Origin of the sequence: Alloyangia pacifica, assembly GCF_900116195.1 — a bacterium.
GTDB classification, from domain to species: Bacteria; Pseudomonadota; Alphaproteobacteria; order Rhodobacterales; family Rhodobacteraceae; genus Salipiger; species Salipiger pacificus.
Window position 1 is genome coordinate 25,856 of record NZ_FOZW01000009.1, and the last position, 18,531, is coordinate 44,386.

Below are 18,531 nucleotides of genomic sequence, written 5' to 3' on the forward strand. Positions count from 1 at the left end.
AGAAACGGGTCGGCATAGAACCATAAACCGCCACCCTCAACAGTGGAGTACCAAATGAAATTCACTCTCAAGGCAATGATGACCGCCGCGGCGCTGCTGTCGTTCAACACGGGCCAGGCAGGTGCACAGGCTCTTGAATGGACGACGGGACAACTTGGGGCCGGGTGGTACGGCGTGGCCAGCGGGCTCGCGTCGGAGATCATGAACGAGTCCGACCTCACGCTGAAGGTCGTGCCCGGCGGCGGCAAGGACAACCCGCTGAAGCTGGAAGCCGGCATCAGCCAATTCGGCTTCGGCATCGACTTCCTCGCCTTTGCCGCGATGAAGGGCACCGAGCCTTACGATCACGAGGTCGAAAAGGTCAGCGGCGTCGCCAACGGCATCAATCAGAACATGTTCCACTTCATCCGCGCCAACGGCGAGACCAAGTCGCTGGAAGAGGCCCTGAAATCCGAGAACCTGCGGATCGGCGTGCCCAAGAACGGCGACTCGACCGAGCTGACCTTCCAGCGGGTCATGGAATTCTACGACACGTCCTACGAGAAGATCCGCGAGGAGGGTGGCAAGATCGTGCAGGGCGACTATTCCGACCTCGTCTCGGCCCTGCGGGACGGCCAGGTCGACTATCTGTTCATCGCGCTGTCCCTGCCGGGCGCGGCGGTGATCGAGATCAGCCAAGCCGGGCGCGACGCGCAGCTCGTCGACTTCCCCGAAGAGCTGGAAGATTACCTCGTGTCGACCTACGGCTACTCGAAGGGGACGATCCCCGCGGGAACCTACGAGAACGTCCAGGACGGCGACGTCTCTGTGCCGGTGATGAACACGATGCTGCTGGCGTCGACCGACGTGGATGAAGACACCGTCTATGAATTCACCAAGGCCCTGCTTGCCAGCCAGCCGAAGTTTCCCGGCATCCACTCGAGCCTCGAGGGCTTCGACCCCGCAACGGCCTGGCAGATGGAACTTCCCCTCCACCCCGGAGCGGCACGCGCCTTCGAGGAAGCCGGGTTCAAGTAAGTCGACCTGAACAAAGACAACCAAGCATCGCAGCGGACCTTCGACGCCGCTGCGATGTCGATTTCTGGAGCTTCCGCAATGAGAACCCTGCACGGAAAAACAGGACGTCTGGTTCAGGTCTGGACCGTCGGTGCCACTGCCCTTCATCTATATTACGCCGGGTTCGGCTGGCCGGAACCGCTGGAACTGCGCGCCCTGCACCTCATGCTGTTCCTCCCTCTGGTTTTCCTTCTGTTTCCCGCGAGGAGCACGGGCGAGATTGTCGAGGTCGGGGAGGGCGAAGCGTCAACCGAACCGTCGTCCTACAATACGCCAAGCCCCCTCGACTGGGTTCTTGCAGGGCTCAGTATCCTTCCAAGTCTCTACATGTACGTGAACCCGCTGCTGATCTACGAGCGGACCGAGTTCCTGACGCCCCTGACGATGCCCCAGCTCTGGCTCGGGATCCTGATCGTCTGTCTGATCATCGAGGGCGTGCGCCGCGCGTTCACCCCGATCCTGGCAGCGCTGACGGCGCTGGTCATCGTGTACATGTTCACGGCGCACTATCTGCCCGGTCTCTGGGGCTACCGCAGGATGAGCCTCGATCATGTCGTCGAGACGATGTATCTCATAAGTGGCCGAGGCGTTTACGGCCCTCTCATGGGCATATCTGCCACGCTGATCGCGATCTTCGTCACCTTCGGAGCCTTCGTGCGCCTGAGCGGCGCCGGTCAGCTCTTCTCCCAACTTGGAGAAGTGGTCGCCGGACGCTCGGCCGGCGGTCCGGCCAAGGTCGCGGTGATCAGTTCGGGCCTGTTCGGCACGGTCAGCGGTTCCTCGGTCTCGAACGTCGTCTCTACAGGCGCGATAACGATCCCGTTGATGAAGCGGCTCGGCTATCGCCCCGCATTTGCCGGCGGTGTGGAAACGGCGGCCAGCGTCGGCGGGGCGATCATGCCGCCGGTCATGGGCGCGGCGTCCTTCATCATCGCCGAAACGACCGGCATCCCCTACAAGAGCGTCATCATCGCGGCGTCGCTCGGCGCGCTCCTCTACTATGTCACCATGCTGATCATGGTGCATCTCGAGGCCAAGCGCCTGGGTCTTGCCGGGATGGCGAAAGAGGATCTTCCCAGCTGGCGGACGGTGTTCTCCAACAGCCATCTGATGCTGCCGCTGATCGTGCTCTTCTGGGCCTTGCTGCAAGGTTTCTCGACAACCTTCGCCGGCTTGCTGTCGATTGGAGCCGTCATCGTGCTCTCATGGCTGCGCCCGAGCCAGGGCCTGCGTCCCGGACAGATCGTCACCGCGCTCTACGAGGCGGGCACGATGATCGCGGTCGTTGCCCTGGCGGTCGGAGCCGCGGGGATCATCGTCGCGGGCCTGACCACCACGGGGCTGGTCGTGGCAATTTCGGACATCGTCCAGAACTTTGCCGACGGGTCGCTCTGGAAGGCGTCGATCCTAGTGGCGCTCATCAGCCTGTTCCTTGGAATGGGCGTCCCCACCACACCGGCCTACCTCATCGTCTCGGTCGTGGCCGCCCCGATCCTGATCGATCTCGGTGCTCCGATGCTTGGCGCCCATCTCTTTGTCTTCTACTTCGCGATCCTGGCAGACGCGACGCCGCCGGTCTCCGTGACGGCCTATGCAGCGGCGGTGATTGCCAAGGCGGACGGGCTGAAGACGGGTTTCGAGGCCTGGCAGCTGTCCATCGGCGGGCTCATCGTCGCATTCGCCTTCGTGTTCACACCCGCGATCATGTGGGAGGGCCCGCTGTACCAGACCGTCGAAGTCTTTGGGATGTGCCTGACGTCGGCCATCTTCGTCTGCATCGCCTCTGTCGGCTACTGGGGGGGGCACCTGGGCTGGCTCACGCGGATGCTCGCGGTGGGAATTGCCGTCGCGATTGCCTTCAGCAATTCGGTCGCGGTCGAGATCAGGGCACCGATCTGTGTCGTATTGCTGGTGGCGCTGGCCCTGGTCTGGCGAGTGAAGACGCGAGGCGAAAGTCTGGCCCCGACCGGGTGAGTCCAGCGCAGCGCACGCCTGACAAGTTCCGGTCAGGTCGGCTTTCTAGGCTCCGGCGCGACATCGCGCCGGAGTTGCTGTGTTTCCCGCAGCAGCCAGTTGCGGAAGCGCAGCACGTCCTTGGAGCTCGACTTGTTCTCTGGATGGACCACGAAATACTTGTATCCGATCGACACCGGGAGATCGATCAGGGCAACGAGCCGCCCCTGGGCGATCATCTCCTGAACCATGATGTACGGCACGAGTGCCAGTCCCATCCCCGTCAGCGCGGCCGAGATGACCATTGACGTCTGCGAGAACCTGGGGCCGCTGATCTCGCCTTGGTAGTGTTCGCCGAGCTCCCGCAGCCAGCGCTTCCACATGTCCGGTCGGTGCGAGCTCTGGATCAGCGTGAAACGCTCGATATCCGCAGGCTTGTAGCTCTGGTTCGGGTCTATCAGCTCTGGGGCGGCTACCGCGATGACCGTCTCGTCCATCAGGTGATACGATGTCATGTCCTGCCACGATCCGTGGCCGCGCAGGATTGCCACGTCGAGGGCAGCAAGATCGGTATCGGCATTCTGGCTGATCGCCTGGATGTTCACCTTGATCTCGGGAGCCTGCAGCAGGAACTTCTTCATCAGCGACACGAACCATTGGTTCGCCAGTCCGGCCTGCACGCCGATTTGCATCGCGTAGTTCGCCTTGAACCCGCGTACCACGTCGTTCGTTGCCGCCTCCAGATCGTTCAAGCTGGTTGTCAGCGCTGCGCTGTAGCTGCGGCCCGCAGCCGTAAGCACGAGCCGCGGTCCGAAGCGGTCGAAGAGTCGGACACCCAGAAAATCCTCGAGCGCGCTCACCTGACGGCTCACGCCACTCTGGGTAAGGTTCAGCTCTTCGGCGGCTTTCGTGAAGCTCGAATACTTCGCGGCGGCTTCGAAGGCGGCGAGGGCGGAGAGGCTCGGAAGGAATCTGGGCATAGCATGCGAATAGATCATGTTTGGCTGCGTAATCAACATTTTTGCTCATAACGCCCGCAAGTTAGAGTTTCCCGGAAGGCCTCCGATCCGTCGTCTTTCCGTCCCGGAGGCAATGGTGATCGGGCCAACCGCGCAGGTGCACTGGTGCCGGGCGCAAGCGAGACATTGAAGGAGATACAATGCAGGGCGGTTACACGAACTACGGTCAGGATATCGGTGTCCTGATGCTGGACACGATCTTCCCTCGCCCGGTCGGCGACATCGGCAATGCGCGCACCTACGATTTCCCGGTCAGGTACAAGACCGTGAAAGGCGCGGACACGAGCCGCATCATGGGCGAGCACCCGGACGAGGCGCTGATCCAGCCCTTCATCGAGGCCGCCCAGGAGCTGGAGGCCGAGGGCGTCAAGGCAATCACCACGAGCTGTGGATTCCTGGCGCCGTTCCAGAAACCCCTTGCCGCTTCGGTGAATATCCCCGTGTTCACCTCTTCCCTGCTTCAGGCGCCGTTGATCCACGCCATGCTGCCGCCCGGGCAGGTCATCGGCGTCTTCACCGAACGCGCGCACAACTTGAACGACGACCATTTCAGGGGCGTCGGTTGGTCGATGAAGGACATCCCCGTCCAGGTTCAGGGCATGAAGCCCGATGCCGAGTTCCCCGCCACCTATATCGGCAACCAACCCAGCCTGCGGTTCGACGTGCTGAAGGAAGAGATGGTGCAGATGACGCGCGACTTCATGGCAAGCTGCGACACGCCCGGCGCCATCCTCTTCGAATGCACCAACATGTGCCCCTTCTCGGTCTATGTGGCAGAAGAGGCAGGCCTGCCGGTCTTCGACGTGAACACTCTGATCAACACGTTCTACAGGGCACGGAACCCGCGGCGCTATGCGTGACGGCACGGACTCCCTGAGAGTAGGTCTCGCGGGGTTCGGCCAGTCGGGCCGGGCCGTCGCAGAGGCGCTGGTCGCAGGCAAGGTGCCCGGTGTCGCGCTGTCGGTCGTGTCCGCGCGTGACCTGGAAAAGGCACGCGCGCATCTCGATACCTTCGCGCCGGAGGTGCCGGTCGTTCCCCTCGCCCAGCTCGCCGATCACTGTGATCTCGTCGTCGAGGCCGCCACAGGGGCCGCGATCCCCGAGATCGTCGATGCGGTCACCCGCAAGGGCAGGGAGCTTATCTGCGTCAGCGCGGGCGGGTTCCTTGCCGTGCCCGACCTCGAGGAACTCGCCCGGTGTCATGGTGCACGCGTTCAGATCGCCACCGGCGCGATGCCGGGGCTCGACATGCTCCGCTCTGCCGCCGAAGGCACGATACATCGGGTGCACCTCAAGTGCCGGATCAAGCCCGGGTCTCTGGCGAATGAAGCCTATGTCCTGCAACAGGGGCTCGACTTCCGCAACGATCCTCCGCGGGAGCAGGTAAAGGTTTTCGAAGGCACCGCTGCGGATGCAGCGCGCGCCTTCCCGAGGCACCTGAACGTCGCGGTCGCCATCAGCCTCGCCGGCATCGGTTTCGAACGCACGACGATCGAACTTTGGATGGACCCGGATATTCCCGGCGCGATCCATCAGCTTGAAATCGAGGGGGACGAGATCGGGCTGTCGCTCGAGAGCCGCAACCTGCCGTCGTCCAACCCCAAAACCTCGCGGATCGTCGCGCCCAGCATCCTTGCCGCGCTGCGTGGACGCCTGGCTCCAATTCTCGTCGGGTCTTGACCCGAAACAAAACAACATGCGGCCCGACGGCCAATTCCCATACACAGGAGAGAGATATGCGCGGCGCGGATATTCTTGTTGAAATGCTGGTCGGCTACGGCGTCGAGGTCGTCTTCGGTGTGCCCGGCGACACCAACGTGCCCTTCTACGAGGCGCTTCAGGGACGCGAGCACGAGATCCGGCACGTTATGGCGCGGGACGAGCGATCGGCCGGGTATATGGCCGATGCCTACGGTCGGTTCACGAAGAAGCCCGGTGTCTTCGAATGCCCGTCGGGCGCCGGAGCGATGTATTCGCTCCCTCCGGTCGCGGAGTCGAATTCCTCTTCGGTTCCGGTGATCCTGCTGACCATCGATATCCCGCTTCCCGGCGAGGGCCGCGGCGTGCTGACCGAACTGGACTGCGCCCGGTTGTTCGATCCGATCACCAAGATGTCGGTGCAGGTCAAATCGGCCGAGAAGCTGCCCGAGATCATCCGCCGGGCTTTCCGCGTGGCATGTTCGGGCAAACCCGGCGCCGTGCACCTGCAGATCCCCGAGGACATGCTGATGGCCGAGGTCGACCCGGCGCGCGTGTCGTTGCACGTGGAAGAGGAGTGCAGGGAATTCCCTGCCTACCCGACCCTGCCCGCGCCGGAGAAGCTGGACACGCTGCTGCAGCTGCTCCGCGCCAGCTCGAAGCCGCTGATCGTGTCGGGCGGCGGTGTCAACCGCGCCTGCGCCGGCCCGGACGTGACCGAACTTGCGGAAAAGCTGAACATCCCCGTCTGCACGACGATGACCGGCCAGGGCACGATGCCCGACGACCATCCGCTGGCCGTGGGCGTGATCGGTGACAACGGCTTTCATCCCCATGCGAACTGGGCGCTGGAACATGCGGACTTCGTGCTGTTCGTCGGCTCCAAGATGGGCTCGGTGGTGACCATCGGCTGGACCTTCCCCAAGATCACGCTGAACAAGCGCGTCGCCCAGATCGACATCGATCCCGAGATCATGGCGAACAACTACGAAAACGCGCTTTCGGTGCCGGGCGATGCGATGCTGGTGCTGCGCAAGCTGAACGAGCTGGCCGGGGCTGACCCCGACAGGGAGCAGGCCGCGCGCACCCAGCCCTGGGTGGACGAGCTCAATGCCATGCGCGCCGAGTTCTGGGAGAACGCAGAGAGCCTTCTCGGCGCAGACTCGTCCCCGCTCCGGCCAGAACGCGCCGTGCGCTGCTTCAACGAGGCGCTGGAGGCATATGGCAAGCCGGCGTTGATCTATTCGGATGCGGGCACGCCCACGCCGCACATGACCCGGTTCCTCAAGCTGCAGGACCCGCGGACGCGGTTCGCCATCCCGCGGGCCTTCGGCGGCCTTGGCTCCGCCCTGCCTGCGACGGTCGGAGCATGGTTTGCCGACAAGTCGCGACGGCCGGTCGGCATGTTCGGCGACGGCTCTTTCGGGATGTCGGTCGGCGAACTTGAAACACTCGTGCGCCTGCAGGTTCCGGCGATCCTGCTGCTGTTCAACAACGGCACGTTCGGCTGGATCAAGGGTCTGCACCGCTTGCGTGGTCACAACCAGTGCTTCGGCGTGGACTTCATGCCGCCGCGTGGACAGGCGATCGCCGAGGCTTTCGGCCTGACCGCATGGACGGCAAAGGACGCGGCCAGCCTCGACGATGCGCTGAAACAGGCTTTCGATCACACGAAGGGGCCCTGCCTGATCGACATCCACGTGGAATCCATCGCGGACCGCGTTCCGCCGGTGTACTCGTGGCTCTCGAAGATGGGAAAGGATCCGCTGAGTACCGCTGCTGAAGAGATCAGCTACCTCTGAGTTCACCCTCTTTCCGAGGTACAGGGCGGGCCCGACGGCCCGCCCGTTGCTTTCTGCGAACACCGCGAAGCACGAAGACCAGCGGCTGCATTCATGACTGCAGATCATGACAGCGCGAGTTTTTTCCAAGTGTTCCAAGGCTGTCGCGCGCGGCACAACAGAGGGAACACGTTTTCTTGCGGCTCGGACAGCGGCGAGCTCGAAGAGGGCAGGGTAGGGGAGGCTCACCCTGACCGTCCGCGGAGTATGGAAACAACCTCGTCAACCCGGAGCAGGATTGTCATGGAGCCCACTTCGAAACATGTCGTCGTCATCGGTGCGGGGATCATCGGCGCTTCGGCCGCGCTGCGCCTCGCCGAGGACGGTCACCGGGTGACGCTTCTTGAGGCCGAAGAGCCGGGCGGCCCGCATTCGCCGAGTTTCGGGAATGGCACCTTTTTGAGCCCGGCGTCGATCATCCCGATGTCTGGGCCGGGCTTGTGGCGCAACGTGCCCGGGTACCTGTTCGACCGGACCGGGCCGCTGACGATACGCTGGCGCCACCTTCCTCGCCTTGCGCCCTGGCTCGTCCGCTTCCTTCTGTCGGGATGGACAGAGGCCCGCTTCCGCAGGACCGCCACGGCGCTTTCGACGCTGCTGCGGGATGCTCCGGAGCGGCACGCCGAGATCGCGGGGCGCATGGGCCGACCCGAGCTGATCCGCCGCACTGGCCTGATCCACGCGTTTATCGATCGGGCCGACATGGCCAAGGAAAGGCTTGCCTGGGAGGTGCGCCGGGACCTGGGCGTGAAGATGACGGAACTGGGAGCTGACGAACTTCACCGGCACCTGCCTGCGCTGTCTTCGGACTACACCTTCGCAATCCTCGTGAACGAAGGCGCACATTGCGTGGACCCAGGCACCTATGTCGCGGCTCTGGCCGATCAGGCCCGGAGGCTGGGGGCCACGCTGCGACGGTCCAGGGCTACCGGGTTCGATATCCGCGATGGCGTGCTGCTGGGTGTCGAGACCCAAGACGGGACCATCCCTTGCGACGCCGCGGTCATTGCCTGTGGCTGCAGGTCCAAGCCGCTTGCCCGTCGGGCCGGCGACCGGGTGCCGATGGAAAGTGAGCGGGGCTACTATGTCGAAGTCCCGGCGCCCGCGATCGATCTCTCCATTCCGGTCATGCCGCAAGAGGGGCGCATGGCGAACGTGATCACTGCCCATGGCTTGCGGGCCTCGGGCCAGGTCGAATTGGCGAGCGACGATGCCGCGCCGGACTGGCGACGCTCGGATATCCTGCTGCGACACCTCAACCGCACATGGCCCGGGCTCAAGATGGACCCGGAGGACCCGTCGCTGCGGCGCTGGCAGGGCAACCGCCCATCTACCCCTGACGGAAAGCCGGTGATCTCGCCTGCGAGTGGCTGTCAACAAATCGTCCATGCTTTTGGTCATGGTCATATGGGTCTCGCAGCCGGCCCGATGACGGCCGAGATAGTGGCCGCGCTTGTCGCAGGCCGTACCCCGCCGATCGAGATCTCGCCCTTTGCCGCCGCCCGCTTCAAGTGGCGTGGACGCGGAACGAAACGGGTGTCCGGTGGACAGCCTGGGCGAGACCTGCACCCCATTCGGAGAGAAGCATGAACGCGACCACCGCCTTTGGCCCGGATTTTCCCTTTGCCTATGATGACTGGATCAAGAACCCGGCCGGTCTGGGCAAGCTCCCCCGTGACATGCACGGCACACCGGTGGCCATCATCGGGGCCGGTGTTGCGGGGATCGTGGCCGCGTTCGAACTGATGAAACTTGGCCTGCGACCGGTCCTCTATGAATCGGGCCGCTTCGGTGGGCGGCTGCGCTCGGAGGTGTTCGAGGGCAGCGACGGGATCGTCGCCGAGATGGGGGCCATGCGCTTTCCGACCTCGTCGCGCGGCATGTTCCACTACCTCGACATGGTGGGCTGCAAGACCCGGCCTTTCCCGAACCCGCTGACACCTGCGGCCGGCTCCACCGTGATCGACCTCGAAGGGCAGACCTTCTTTGCCCGCAGCCTCGACGATCTGCCGCCGGCCTACCGCGACATCGCCGAGGCCTACGACAAGGCGCTGACTGATCAGGTTGGCTTCCCGGATCTGCAGGAAGCCCTGCGGGCAAGGGACACCGCTCGCCTCAAGGCGCTCTGGGATCCGCTCGTGGCGCAATGGGATGAGCGGACCTTCTACGATTTCATCGCCGGGTCCGAGGCGTTCGGTGCGCATGATTTCCGCCACCGCGAGATCTTCGGCCAGGTGGGCTTCGGCACCGGCGGTTGGGACAGCGACTTCCCGAATTCCATGCTCGAGATCCTGCGCGTCAACCTGCTGGGCTTCGACGACGACCAGCACCTCGTCGAGGGCGGCTGCGAGCAGATGCTGAGGAGGCTCTGGTCCGCCGAACCCGATTGCGTGCACTGGCCCGACCAGACCTCGCTCGCGTCGCTGAACGGCGGCGCGACCCGGTCGCGTGCGGTCGCGCTCTCGCGCGATGCAGCCGGGCGGACCCTGCTCACCGATCAGTGGGGCAACGTAGATACCTATGATGCGGTGCTGGTCACCTGCCACAGCCACCTTCTGACGACTGCCATCGATACCGACGAAGCGCTGTTCAACCAGAAGACATGGATGGCGCTCGACCGCACCCGGTACATGCAGGCCGCGAAAACCTTCGTGATGACGGACCGGCCGTTCTGGAACGACCTCGACCCCGCGACCGGGCGACCGGTGCTGTCGATGACGCTGACCGATCGCCTGACCCGCGGCACCTATCTCTTCGACAACGGTCCCGACAAGCCCGGTGTGATCTGTCTGAGCTATGCGTGGATGACCGACGCGCTGAAGGTCCTGCCGCTGAACGCGGAAGCCCGCGCCGAGCTCGCGCTGAAGGCACTGAAGCAAATCTACCCGACGGTCGATATCGCGCGCCACATCCGCGGTGCGCCGAAGTGTGTGAGCTGGGAGGCGGACGAGAATTTCCTCGGGGCCTTCAAGGGCGCACTGCCGGGTCACTACCGCTACAACCACAGGGTCTACGGCCACTTCATGCAATCGGAAATGCCGGACAGCCAGCGCGGAGTGTTCCTTGCCGGAGACGGGATCAGCTGGACGCCGGCCTGGGCCGAGGGCGCAGTGCAGACCGCGCTGAATGCGGTCTGGGGCATACTGAGCCACTTGGGCGGCGCCAGTCTCGCGGAAAATCCCGGTCCCGGGGACCTCTATCCCGAAATCGGCCCGGTCACCCTGACCGATCCCGTTCCATCCTCGGCATTTTTGTGACCGGCAATATCCAACCCCGGCCCACGACGCGCAGTTTCCGCACGCGCGGGGAACTGACATCGCCGAGTGGTCTGGGGGCAAACACCAATGCATGGTCGGCAGTGTTCTACCAGGGTGAAGGCCTACGGTGCGGTGACGTCCCATGGCAAGCTCTCTCCAGTAGATAACCATCTGTTTTCTAATGGGAGTCGCACTTGAGGGTAGCGCGCACCATTACATAGTTATGTTTCGCGTAAGGGAAATTATGTAATTCGTATCAACAAAATTTTGGGCCGTCCTCTTAGTTATTTCCGCGAACAGCCTCTCGAACATCTGGATAGATGGGCTTTGTTGCGCAAAGAGGGTGAAGCCCGGACCTCCCCTTTCCCCAGACGCACTTACCCCATGGGCTCGGTGACAGGTATGCCGAGCGCGGTGTAGCCGTTCAGGACGGCAGCGCGGATCTGGAGTTCGGCGACCTGGCGTTCGAAGTCACGTGCCATGAGGCTCTGCCCCAGTAACTTCACGCAATGCATCTTCGTCTCGGCGCGGCTACGGCGGTGGTATCCGCTCCACTTTCTCCAGATTGCACGGCCGAGGTATTTCGATGCGCGCAGTGCCTCGTTCCGGGCGATGGCGCCTGCAGTCGAAGGCTTCCACGGTTTCGCGTTCCTGCGTGGCGGTATGACTGCATAGGCGCCCCGGTCGGCGACAGCGTCGTGGCACTTGCGTGTGTCGTAGGCACCATCCGCGGTGACAGAGCCGAGCTCCACCTCGGCGGGAATCTGATCAAGCAGCTCGGGCAGCATCGGCGCGTCACCAACGGTGCTGCCAGTGATCTCGATAGCTCTGATCTCCAGCGTCTGTTCGTCGACGCCGATGTGGATCTTGCGCCATAAACGGCGTTTCGCGCCACCATGCTTGCGCGCGTGCCACTCGCCTTCGCCCTCCGCCTTGATGCCTGTGCTGTCGATCAGCAGGTTCAGCGACCCGTGCGAGCCTCTGTAGGGGATGGACACGGACAGGGTTTTCTGGCGCCGGCTCAAAGTGCTGAAGTCCGGCACCGTCCAGTGGAGGCCGACCAGGCGGAGCAGACTCTCCACGAACCCGGTCGTCTGCCTGAGGGCCATGCCGAAGAGCACCTTCATCGTCAGGCACGTCTGGATCGCGGCATCGCTATACCGCGGCTGCCTACCTCGCCTGCCGGTTGGCGGCGGCACCCACACCATGTCCGGATCGAACCAGATCGTCAGGGAGCCGCGCTGCTTCAGCGCTTCGTTGTAGGTCGGCCAGTTCTTAGTCTTGTAGCCCGGCGGGATGGGTCTGCTCATGCAAGCCAGCTACCACGCTGGATTCGCGAGATGAATCCCCTTCAGCCTTTGCGCAACAAAGCCGTCCGAAAACTACACGCCCGACCGGCGCGAGGCGGTCTACGCAGAGATGTTCGAGCGGGCGGAAACGCTGACTCGAGCGGGCCAGACGGTGATCCTGGATGCGACCTTCACCAGCCCGTTCATGAGAACCGCTGCCGCGGCCGTTGCAGCCCGTACCGGGGTTCCCTTCCAGGGCCTTTGGTTGACCGCATCCGAGGCGGTTCTCACCCACCGAGTACGCGCCGGGACAGGGGATGCGTCGGATGCAGATGTGGCGGTTCTGGGCGCGCAGCTCGCGGGCGACCTGGGAGAAATGCTTTGGGACGCCGTCGACGCGTCTGGCACTCCAAAAACCGTGCGGGACAAAGCGCAGCAATTTCTCAGGCGATGTGGGGCCTGACCATTCGCTCCCGACACCTAGCGCCCGCGGGAGGCGTCCCTTCTTTTGCGGAAGACGAAGCGGTAGATTGCCCGATGGGGTGATCGAGAGTGGATAAGCCGCAAGAACCGCATCGGAGGTCCAACAACCGCGCCTGGCACCTGATTAAGCCTGGTCGAATGCATGATCGGCACTTCTCGAGTTCCTTGCAGATTGCCTGTGAGACGGTTTCGAGCGGATAATTCGAAATTTTGCACTATGAAATTGACGCCTTCACGGCCTCGGCCATGTAGTCGACGAAGAGCCTGATCTTCGGATCCTGCAGCTTCCGATGCGGGAACAGGCAGCCCAGGGTCGAGGGTAGCGGTGGCGTGTCCGGCAGAACCTCGATCAATTCGCCGCTGCGCAGGTGCTGCGCAACCTCGATCCGAGGTCTGTTGACGATGCCCTGGCCGTCCAGCGCCCAACGGGTCAACACGTCACCGTCGTCTGCATCGAAGGGTCCCTCCACCTCCAGCCGACGCAAGCCGGTGGCGGTCTGGAGCTGCCAGAAATACTCGGGCGAGCGGGGATAGCGCAGCAGCAGGCAGTTGTGCCGCCCGCCGAGCAGATCCTCGGGCGTCGCGGGGACCCCGCGCTTCTCGAGATAGGCAGGTGCGGCGCAAAGCACGCGCGGGCAATCGTAAATGTGCCGTAGCTTGAAGTTGGAATCCTTCGGCACGCCAAGGAAGAAGGCCACGTCGAGCCGCTCACCCATCATGTCGACCAGCCGGTCCGACAGGCGCATCTGCACCTGCACCTCGGGGTATTTTTCGGTGAACGCGGGCACCAGCGGCGCGATGATCCGCCGTCCGATCCCAAGCGGCGCCGTCACCCGCAGCGCCCCACGCGGCGTTTCCGAGAAGTTCGCCACCACCGCCTCGGCCTCATCCACCGAGGCCAGCACCGTCCGCGCCTGCTCGTAGAACACCCGTCCGACCTCGGTCGGGGTGATCGAGCGGGTGGTGCGGTTGAACAGGCGCACGCCAAGGCGCCCTTCAAGCTCCTTGATCCGCTTGCTCGCCACCGCCGGCGTCAGCCGCAGGTCGCGCCCGCCCGAGGTGATGCTGCCAAGCTCGACCACCCGGACAAAAACCCGCAGGCTTTCGATGTATTGCATCGCTCCGCTCCTCGGCCTCTGGTCATCCTGCCCCGGCATACTACGGTCCGCGACAGATTATTATCAACGATCCGTATAAAGTCCTTGGCGAAACCGCGCGTATTCATTGAGAGTACCTTCCGCTAGCGTCCGCTCCGAAGACCCAGTCACATGCTCAGCCACGGAGGGATGCATGACGCACCGGAGCGAGATCCGCTTTCTGCTCAACGGACGGACGGTGAGCCTGCCCGAGGTCCCGGCCACCCAGACCCTGCTCGACTTCCTGCGGCTCGAACGCCGGCTCACCGGCACCAAGGAAGGCTGCGCCGAGGGCGATTGCGGCGCCTGCACCGTGCTCGTCGGCCGCCTGCATGAGGGCGCGCTGCGCTACGAGGCAGTCAACGCCTGCATCCGCTTCACCGCCTCGCTCGACGGCTGCCACGTGGTGACCATCGAGCATCTCTCGGGCCCGGACGGCGCGCTCCACCCGGTGCAGCGGGCGATGATTGAACATCACGGCGCGCAATGCGGCTTCTGCACGCCGGGCATCGTCATGTCGCTCTATGCGCTCTGGATGCAGGTCCCGCAGCCGACCGAGGCACAGGTCGAGACCGCGCTGCAGGGCAACCTCTGCCGCTGCACCGGCTACGCGCCGATCATCCGCGCTGCCGTGGCGGTGAGCGACTACGGCACGCCCGAAGCGGACCGTCTTGTGCAGGAGCGGGCCCGGGTGACGGCGGCGCTCGAGGCGCTGAAGGACGGGCGCCGCGTCGAGACCGGCCCCGAGGACAACCGCGCCATCCTGCCCGCCGATCTCGATGACTTTGCCGCCGCCTATGCCGAGCATCCGCAGGCCACGGTGATCGCCGGTTCGACCGATGTCGGCCTTTGGGTGACAAAGTTCCTGCGCCCGATCTCGCCCGCGATCTTCATTGCGCATCTCCCCGAGCTGAAGGCGGTCTCGGTCGGCGACGGTGCGATCACCCTCGGCGCCGGCGTCAGCTATTCCGACCTGCAGCCGCTGATCGCCGCACACCTGCCGCATCTCGCGGAGTACTGGGACCGCATTGCCGGCTGGCAGGTGCGCAACATGGGCACGATCGGCGGCAATATCGCCAATGGCTCGCCCATCGGCGACACGCCCCCGGTGCTGATCGCGCTCGGCGCCGAGGTGACCCTGCGCCACGGTGCCGCCCGCCGGAGCCTGCCGCTGGAAGACTTCTTCATCGACTACGGCAAGCAGGACCGCCGCCCCGGCGAATTCGTCGAGAGCATCCGCATCCCCCTGCCCTCGGGCGCAAGTCGCTGCGGTGCCTACAAGATCTCCAAGCGCCGCGACGAAGACATCTCTGCCGTCGCCGCCGGGATCAGCGTCACCGTCGAAGGCGGAGTGATCCAGGGCGCCCGCATCGCGCTTGGCGGCATGGCGGCGACGCCGAAGCGCGCCGCCAGGGCCGAGGCCGCGCTGCTGGGCCAGCCGTGGCGCGAGGCCAGCTTTGCCGCCGCCGCCCGCGCCATGGCCGAGGATTTCGCCCCGCTCAGTGACTGGCGGGCCAGCGCCGACTACCGGATGCGCGTCGCCCAGAACCTGCTGCGGCGGTTCTTTCTCGAACAGGATGGCCAGCCCGTCCGCCTGAGCGCCTGAGGGAGGAGAGACATGAAACACCAGCCCAACATCCGCGGCGCGGTCCACGAGGATCGCCAGCACGACAGCGCGATCAAGCACGTGCGCGGCCTTGCCGAATACACCGACGACATCGCCGAACCAATCGGGACGCTGCACGCCTATCTCGGTGTGTCCTCGGTGGCCCATGCCACGCTGAAGGGGATCGACCTTTCCGCCGTGCGCGCTGCCCCCGGCGTCGTCGATGTGCTCACCGCCGCCGATATTCCCGGCCACAACGACATCAGCCCCACCGGGCGCGGCGATGAGCCGGTCTTCCCCACAGAGAAGATCGAGTTTCACGGCCAGCCGCTCTTTGCGGTGATTGCCGAGACCCGCGACGCCGCCCGCCGGGCCGCCGCGCTCGCCAAGGTGGAGGCCGAGGTGCTGCCCCATGCGCTGGACCCGATCGCGGCGCAGGAGGCGGGCTATCCGCTGATCACCGACCCGCTGAAACTGGAGCGCGGCGAGGTCGAGACCGCGATGGCCTCGGCGCCGCACCGGCTGCAGGGGCGGCTTTCGGTTGGCGGGCAGGATCACATGTACCTCGAGGGGCAGATCGCCTTTGCCCTGCCGGGCGAGGACGAGGACGTGATCGTGCATTGCTCGACCCAGCACCCGAGCGAGGCGCAGCACATGGTGGCGCATGTCCTCGGCGTGCCGAGCAATGCCGTGGTGGTCAACGTGCGGCGCATGGGCGGCGGCTTCGGCGGCAAGGAAAGCCAGATGAACCTCTTTGCCGTGGTCGCCGCCATGGCCGCCAAGCGCCTGAACCGCCCGGTGAAGATCCGCCCCGACCGTGATCAGGACATGACGGCGACGGGCAAGCGGCATGATTTCATCATTGATTACGACGTGGCGTTCGACGGCGCGGGACGCATCCGCGCGGTGGACGGCAGCTTTGCCGCGCGCTGCGGCTGGTCGTCGGACCTTTCCGGTCCGGTCACCGACCGCGCGCTCTTTCACGCCGACAACGCCTATTTCTACCCGCACGTCCGGTTGCAGAGCCGCCCGATGAAGACCAACACCGTGTCGAACACCGCCTTCCGCGGCTTCGGCGGGCCGCAGGGCGTGGTCGCCGCCGAGCGGATGATCGAGGAGATCGCCTATGCGCTCGGCAAGGATCCCTTGGAGGTGCGCAAGGCCAACTTCTACGGCGACGCCCATGACGGGCGGAACCTGACGCCCTACCACCAGGAGGTCACCGACAACATCATCGGACGCGTGGTCTCGGAACTGGAGGAAAGCTGCGACTACCAGCAGCGCCGCCGCGACATCCTCGTGTTCAACGCAGAGGGCGGTGTGCTGCGCAAGGGCATCGCGCTGACCCCGGTGAAGTTCGGCATCTCCTTCACCGCGACCCACTACAATCAGGCAGGCGCGCTGATCCACGTCTATTCGGACGGCTCGATCCACCTCAACCACGGCGGAACCGAGATGGGTCAGGGGCTCAACACCAAGGTGGCGCAGGTGGTGGCCGACGCCTTCCAGGTGGATTTCGAGCGCATCAAGATCACCCGCACGACCACCGAGAAAGTACCCAACACCTCCGCCACCGCCGCCTCGTCGGGCTCGGACCTCAACGGCATGGCTGCGCTCGATGCCGCCGATCAGATCAAGGCACGGCTGGTCGAGTTTGCCGCCGGGCACTGGGGCGTGCGCCCCGAAGAGGTGCGCTTCGTGCCCGGGCATGTGCAGGTGGGCGCGCAGCTTCTGCCGTGGGAGCAGGTCATCAAGGCCGCCTACATGGCGCGCGTGCATCTTTCGGCGGCGGGTTTCTACAAGACACCGGACATCCACTGGGATCGCGCGGCGGGCAAGGGGCGGCCATTCTACTACTTCGCCTATGGCGCGTCCTGCTCGGAGGTCACCATCGACACGCTGACCGGCGAGTACCGCGTCGAGCGCACCGATATCCTGCACGACGTCGGACGCTCGCTGAACCCGGTGCTCGACCGCGGGCAGGTCGAGGGGGCCTTCGTGCAGGGCATGGGCTGGCTGACCACCGAGGAGCTGTGGTGGGACGACAAGGGCGCGCTGCGCACCCATGCGCCCTCGACCTACAAGATCCCGCTCGCCTCGGACCGGCCGCGCGTCTTCAACGTGAACCTCGCCGAATGGTCGCAGAACCGCGAGCGCACCATCAAGCGCAGCAAGGCCGTGGGCGAGCCGCCCTTCATGCTGGGCATCTCGGTCTTCGAGGCGCTGTCGATGGCGGTCGCCAGTGTCGCGGACTACCGCGAATGCCCGCGCCTCGACGCCCCCGCCACGCCCGAGCGCGTGCTGATGGCGGTCGAGCGGCTGGCGGGGCGGTCATGAGCACGCTCGACGCCTTCCTGAGCGCACCCGGGCCCATTGCCCGCGTGCGGCTGAGCCGGGTGCGCGGCTCCTCGCCGCGTGAGGCAGGGTGCGAGATGTATGTCGGCGAAACCTCGCGCCATGGCACCATCGGTGGCGGCCAGCTCGAACACCGGGCCATCGCCGCGGCGCGGGCGCTGCTGGCGCGCGGCGATCTGGCGCAGACGCTGGACGTGCCGCTCGGTCCCGAGATCGGGCAATGCTGTGGCGGGCGGGTCGAGGTCTCGCTCACCCGCATGGGCGCAACTGACCGGCACGCGGCGCGGGCACGGGCGGCAGAGGAGGCCGCCGCGCTGCCGATGGTGCAGATCCACGGCGCGGGCCACGTGGGCCGGGCGCTGGCGGATCTGCTGCAGCACCTGCCGGTGCGCTGCGTTCTGATCGACAGCCGTGCCGAGGAACTGGCGCTGAGCGCCGCGCGGGTCGAGACGCGCCTTACCCCGCTGCCCGAGCTCGAGATCGCCATGGCTCCGCCGGGCAGCGCCTTCATCGTGCTGACCCATGACCACGCGCTCGACTTTCTCTGCGCTTCGGCGGCGCTGCAGCGATCGGACGCGCGCTACGTCGGGCTGATCGGCTCGGCCACCAAGCGCGAGAAGTTCCGCCGCTTCGCGCGGGATGAGTGCGACGGGCTGGAGACCCACGCGCTCACCTGCCCGATCGGCGCGCAGGGCAGCCGCGACAAACGCCCCGAGGTGATCGCCGCGTTTGTCGTAGCCGAGGTGCTCACCGCGCTCACCAGCCAGCACGGCGCGGCGCAGCCTGTGGCTTTCGCCGCCGAGTAACCCCCGCGTCCGCCCGAAGAGGAGCGGGCGGC

At 65.2% G+C, this 18,531-nt stretch carries 14 protein-coding genes; 11 read left to right on the forward strand and 3 right to left on the reverse strand.

Annotation, left to right across the window (positions count from 1 at the left end; all coding sequences use genetic code 11):
- Positions 1-54: 54 nt before the first annotated feature.
- Both BM397_RS18170 and BM397_RS18175 read left to right on the forward strand, forming a co-directional pair.
- A complete protein-coding gene (locus tag BM397_RS18170; RefSeq protein ID WP_092430234.1) occupies positions 55-1,017 on the forward strand; it encodes a TAXI family TRAP transporter solute-binding subunit in 963 nt (320 codons plus the stop codon).
- A 78-nt stretch (positions 1,018-1,095) separates the two neighbouring features.
- Positions 1,096-3,030 (forward strand): TRAP transporter permease, encoded by a 1,935-nt coding sequence (locus BM397_RS18175; protein ID WP_176806884.1) that lies wholly within the window; start codon positions 1,096-1,098, stop codon positions 3,028-3,030.
- 32 nt (positions 3,031-3,062) lie between these two features.
- Here the strand turns inward: BM397_RS18175 and BM397_RS18180 are convergent, their stop codons facing one another.
- The gene (locus tag BM397_RS18180; protein WP_092430238.1) at positions 3,063-4,028 is read right to left on the reverse strand and encodes a LysR substrate-binding domain-containing protein; all 966 of its coding nucleotides are present in this window, start codon (positions 4,026-4,028) and stop codon (positions 3,063-3,065) included.
- Positions 4,029-4,168: 140 nt separating this feature from the next.
- On the opposite strand from BM397_RS18180, the gene BM397_RS18185 reads away from it, so the two are divergent.
- The 5 genes from BM397_RS18185 (at position 4,169) to BM397_RS18205 (ending at position 10,824) form a co-directional block, all read left to right on the forward strand.
- Positions 4,169-4,888, forward strand: coding sequence for an aspartate/glutamate racemase family protein (locus tag BM397_RS18185; RefSeq protein ID WP_092430240.1), 720 nt, complete (start codon positions 4,169-4,171; stop codon positions 4,886-4,888).
- Positions 4,881-5,708: an aspartate dehydrogenase domain-containing protein gene (locus tag BM397_RS18190; RefSeq protein ID WP_092430242.1), complete on the forward strand. Its 828-nt coding sequence runs from the start codon at positions 4,881-4,883 to the stop codon at positions 5,706-5,708. The genes BM397_RS18185 and BM397_RS18190 overlap by 8 nt, the downstream gene beginning before the upstream one ends.
- 56 nt (positions 5,709-5,764) lie before the next feature.
- Positions 5,765-7,528 (forward strand): thiamine pyrophosphate-binding protein, encoded by a 1,764-nt coding sequence (locus BM397_RS18195; RefSeq protein ID WP_092430244.1) that lies wholly within the window; start codon positions 5,765-5,767, stop codon positions 7,526-7,528.
- 282 nt (positions 7,529-7,810) lie between these two features.
- Positions 7,811-9,157, forward strand: coding sequence for an NAD(P)/FAD-dependent oxidoreductase (locus BM397_RS18200; protein ID WP_092430246.1), 1,347 nt, complete (start codon positions 7,811-7,813; stop codon positions 9,155-9,157).
- Positions 9,154-10,824 (forward strand): flavin monoamine oxidase family protein, encoded by a 1,671-nt coding sequence (locus BM397_RS18205; RefSeq protein ID WP_092430247.1) that lies wholly within the window; start codon positions 9,154-9,156, stop codon positions 10,822-10,824. Before BM397_RS18200 ends, BM397_RS18205 begins: the two co-directional genes overlap by 4 nt.
- Before the next feature lie 377 nt (positions 10,825-11,201).
- Here BM397_RS18205 and BM397_RS18210 read toward each other — a convergent pair whose 3' ends face one another.
- A complete protein-coding gene (locus BM397_RS18210) occupies positions 11,202-12,134 on the reverse strand; it encodes an IS5 family transposase (RefSeq protein ID WP_092567405.1) in 933 nt (310 codons plus the stop codon).
- 34 nt (positions 12,135-12,168) lie between these two features.
- On the opposite strand from BM397_RS18210, the gene BM397_RS18215 reads away from it, so the two are divergent.
- Positions 12,169-12,576 carry a P-loop nucleotide/nucleoside kinase family protein gene (locus BM397_RS18215; protein WP_092431421.1) on the forward strand — a complete coding sequence of 136 codons (408 nt, stop codon included), beginning with the start codon at positions 12,169-12,171 and terminating at the stop codon, positions 12,574-12,576.
- 235 nt (positions 12,577-12,811) lie between these two features.
- Here the strand turns inward: BM397_RS18215 and BM397_RS18220 are convergent, their stop codons facing one another.
- Positions 12,812-13,714: a LysR family transcriptional regulator gene (locus BM397_RS18220; protein ID WP_092431423.1), complete on the reverse strand. Its 903-nt coding sequence runs from the start codon at positions 13,712-13,714 to the stop codon at positions 12,812-12,814.
- A gap of 172 nt (positions 13,715-13,886) precedes the next feature.
- Here BM397_RS18220 and xdhA point away from each other — a divergent pair, with 172 nt between their 5' ends.
- The 3 genes from xdhA to xdhC are packed head-to-tail and all read left to right on the forward strand — an operon-like array spanning position 13,887 to position 18,499.
- Positions 13,887-15,338 (forward strand): xanthine dehydrogenase small subunit, encoded by a 1,452-nt coding sequence (xdhA, locus tag BM397_RS18225; protein ID WP_092431426.1) that lies wholly within the window; start codon positions 13,887-13,889, stop codon positions 15,336-15,338.
- 12 nt (positions 15,339-15,350) lie between these two features.
- Positions 15,351-17,675: a xanthine dehydrogenase molybdopterin binding subunit gene (gene xdhB / locus BM397_RS18230; RefSeq protein WP_092431429.1), complete on the forward strand. Its 2,325-nt coding sequence runs from the start codon at positions 15,351-15,353 to the stop codon at positions 17,673-17,675.
- Positions 17,672-18,499, forward strand: coding sequence for a xanthine dehydrogenase accessory protein XdhC (xdhC, locus tag BM397_RS18235; RefSeq protein WP_092431431.1), 828 nt, complete (start codon positions 17,672-17,674; stop codon positions 18,497-18,499). Before xdhB ends, xdhC begins: the two co-directional genes overlap by 4 nt.
- The last annotated feature ends 32 nt before the right edge of the window (positions 18,500-18,531 follow it).

Coding starts and splice junctions, on each gene's coding strand:
- BM397_RS18170 (WP_092430234.1), top strand. CDS start 55: ATGAAATTCACTCTCAAGGCAATGATGACCGCCGCGGCGCTGCTGTCG.
- BM397_RS18175 (WP_176806884.1), top strand. CDS start 1,096: ATGAGAACCCTGCACGGAAAAACAGGACGTCTGGTTCAGGTCTGGACC.
- BM397_RS18180 (WP_092430238.1), bottom strand. CDS start 4,028: ATGTTGATTACGCAGCCAAACATGATCTATTCGCATGCTATGCCCAGA.
- BM397_RS18185 (WP_092430240.1), top strand. CDS start 4,169: ATGCAGGGCGGTTACACGAACTACGGTCAGGATATCGGTGTCCTGATG.
- BM397_RS18190 (WP_092430242.1), top strand. CDS start 4,881: ATGCGTGACGGCACGGACTCCCTGAGAGTAGGTCTCGCGGGGTTCGGC.
- BM397_RS18195 (WP_092430244.1), top strand. CDS start 5,765: ATGCGCGGCGCGGATATTCTTGTTGAAATGCTGGTCGGCTACGGCGTC.
- BM397_RS18200 (WP_092430246.1), top strand. CDS start 7,811: ATGGAGCCCACTTCGAAACATGTCGTCGTCATCGGTGCGGGGATCATC.
- BM397_RS18205 (WP_092430247.1), top strand. CDS start 9,154: ATGAACGCGACCACCGCCTTTGGCCCGGATTTTCCCTTTGCCTATGAT.
- BM397_RS18210 (WP_092567405.1), bottom strand. CDS start 12,134: ATGAGCAGACCCATCCCGCCGGGCTACAAGACTAAGAACTGGCCGACC.
- BM397_RS18220 (WP_092431423.1), bottom strand. CDS start 13,714: ATGCAATACATCGAAAGCCTGCGGGTTTTTGTCCGGGTGGTCGAGCTT.
- xdhA (WP_092431426.1), top strand. CDS start 13,887: ATGACGCACCGGAGCGAGATCCGCTTTCTGCTCAACGGACGGACGGTG.
- xdhB (WP_092431429.1), top strand. CDS start 15,351: ATGAAACACCAGCCCAACATCCGCGGCGCGGTCCACGAGGATCGCCAG.
- xdhC (WP_092431431.1), top strand. CDS start 17,672: ATGAGCACGCTCGACGCCTTCCTGAGCGCACCCGGGCCCATTGCCCGC.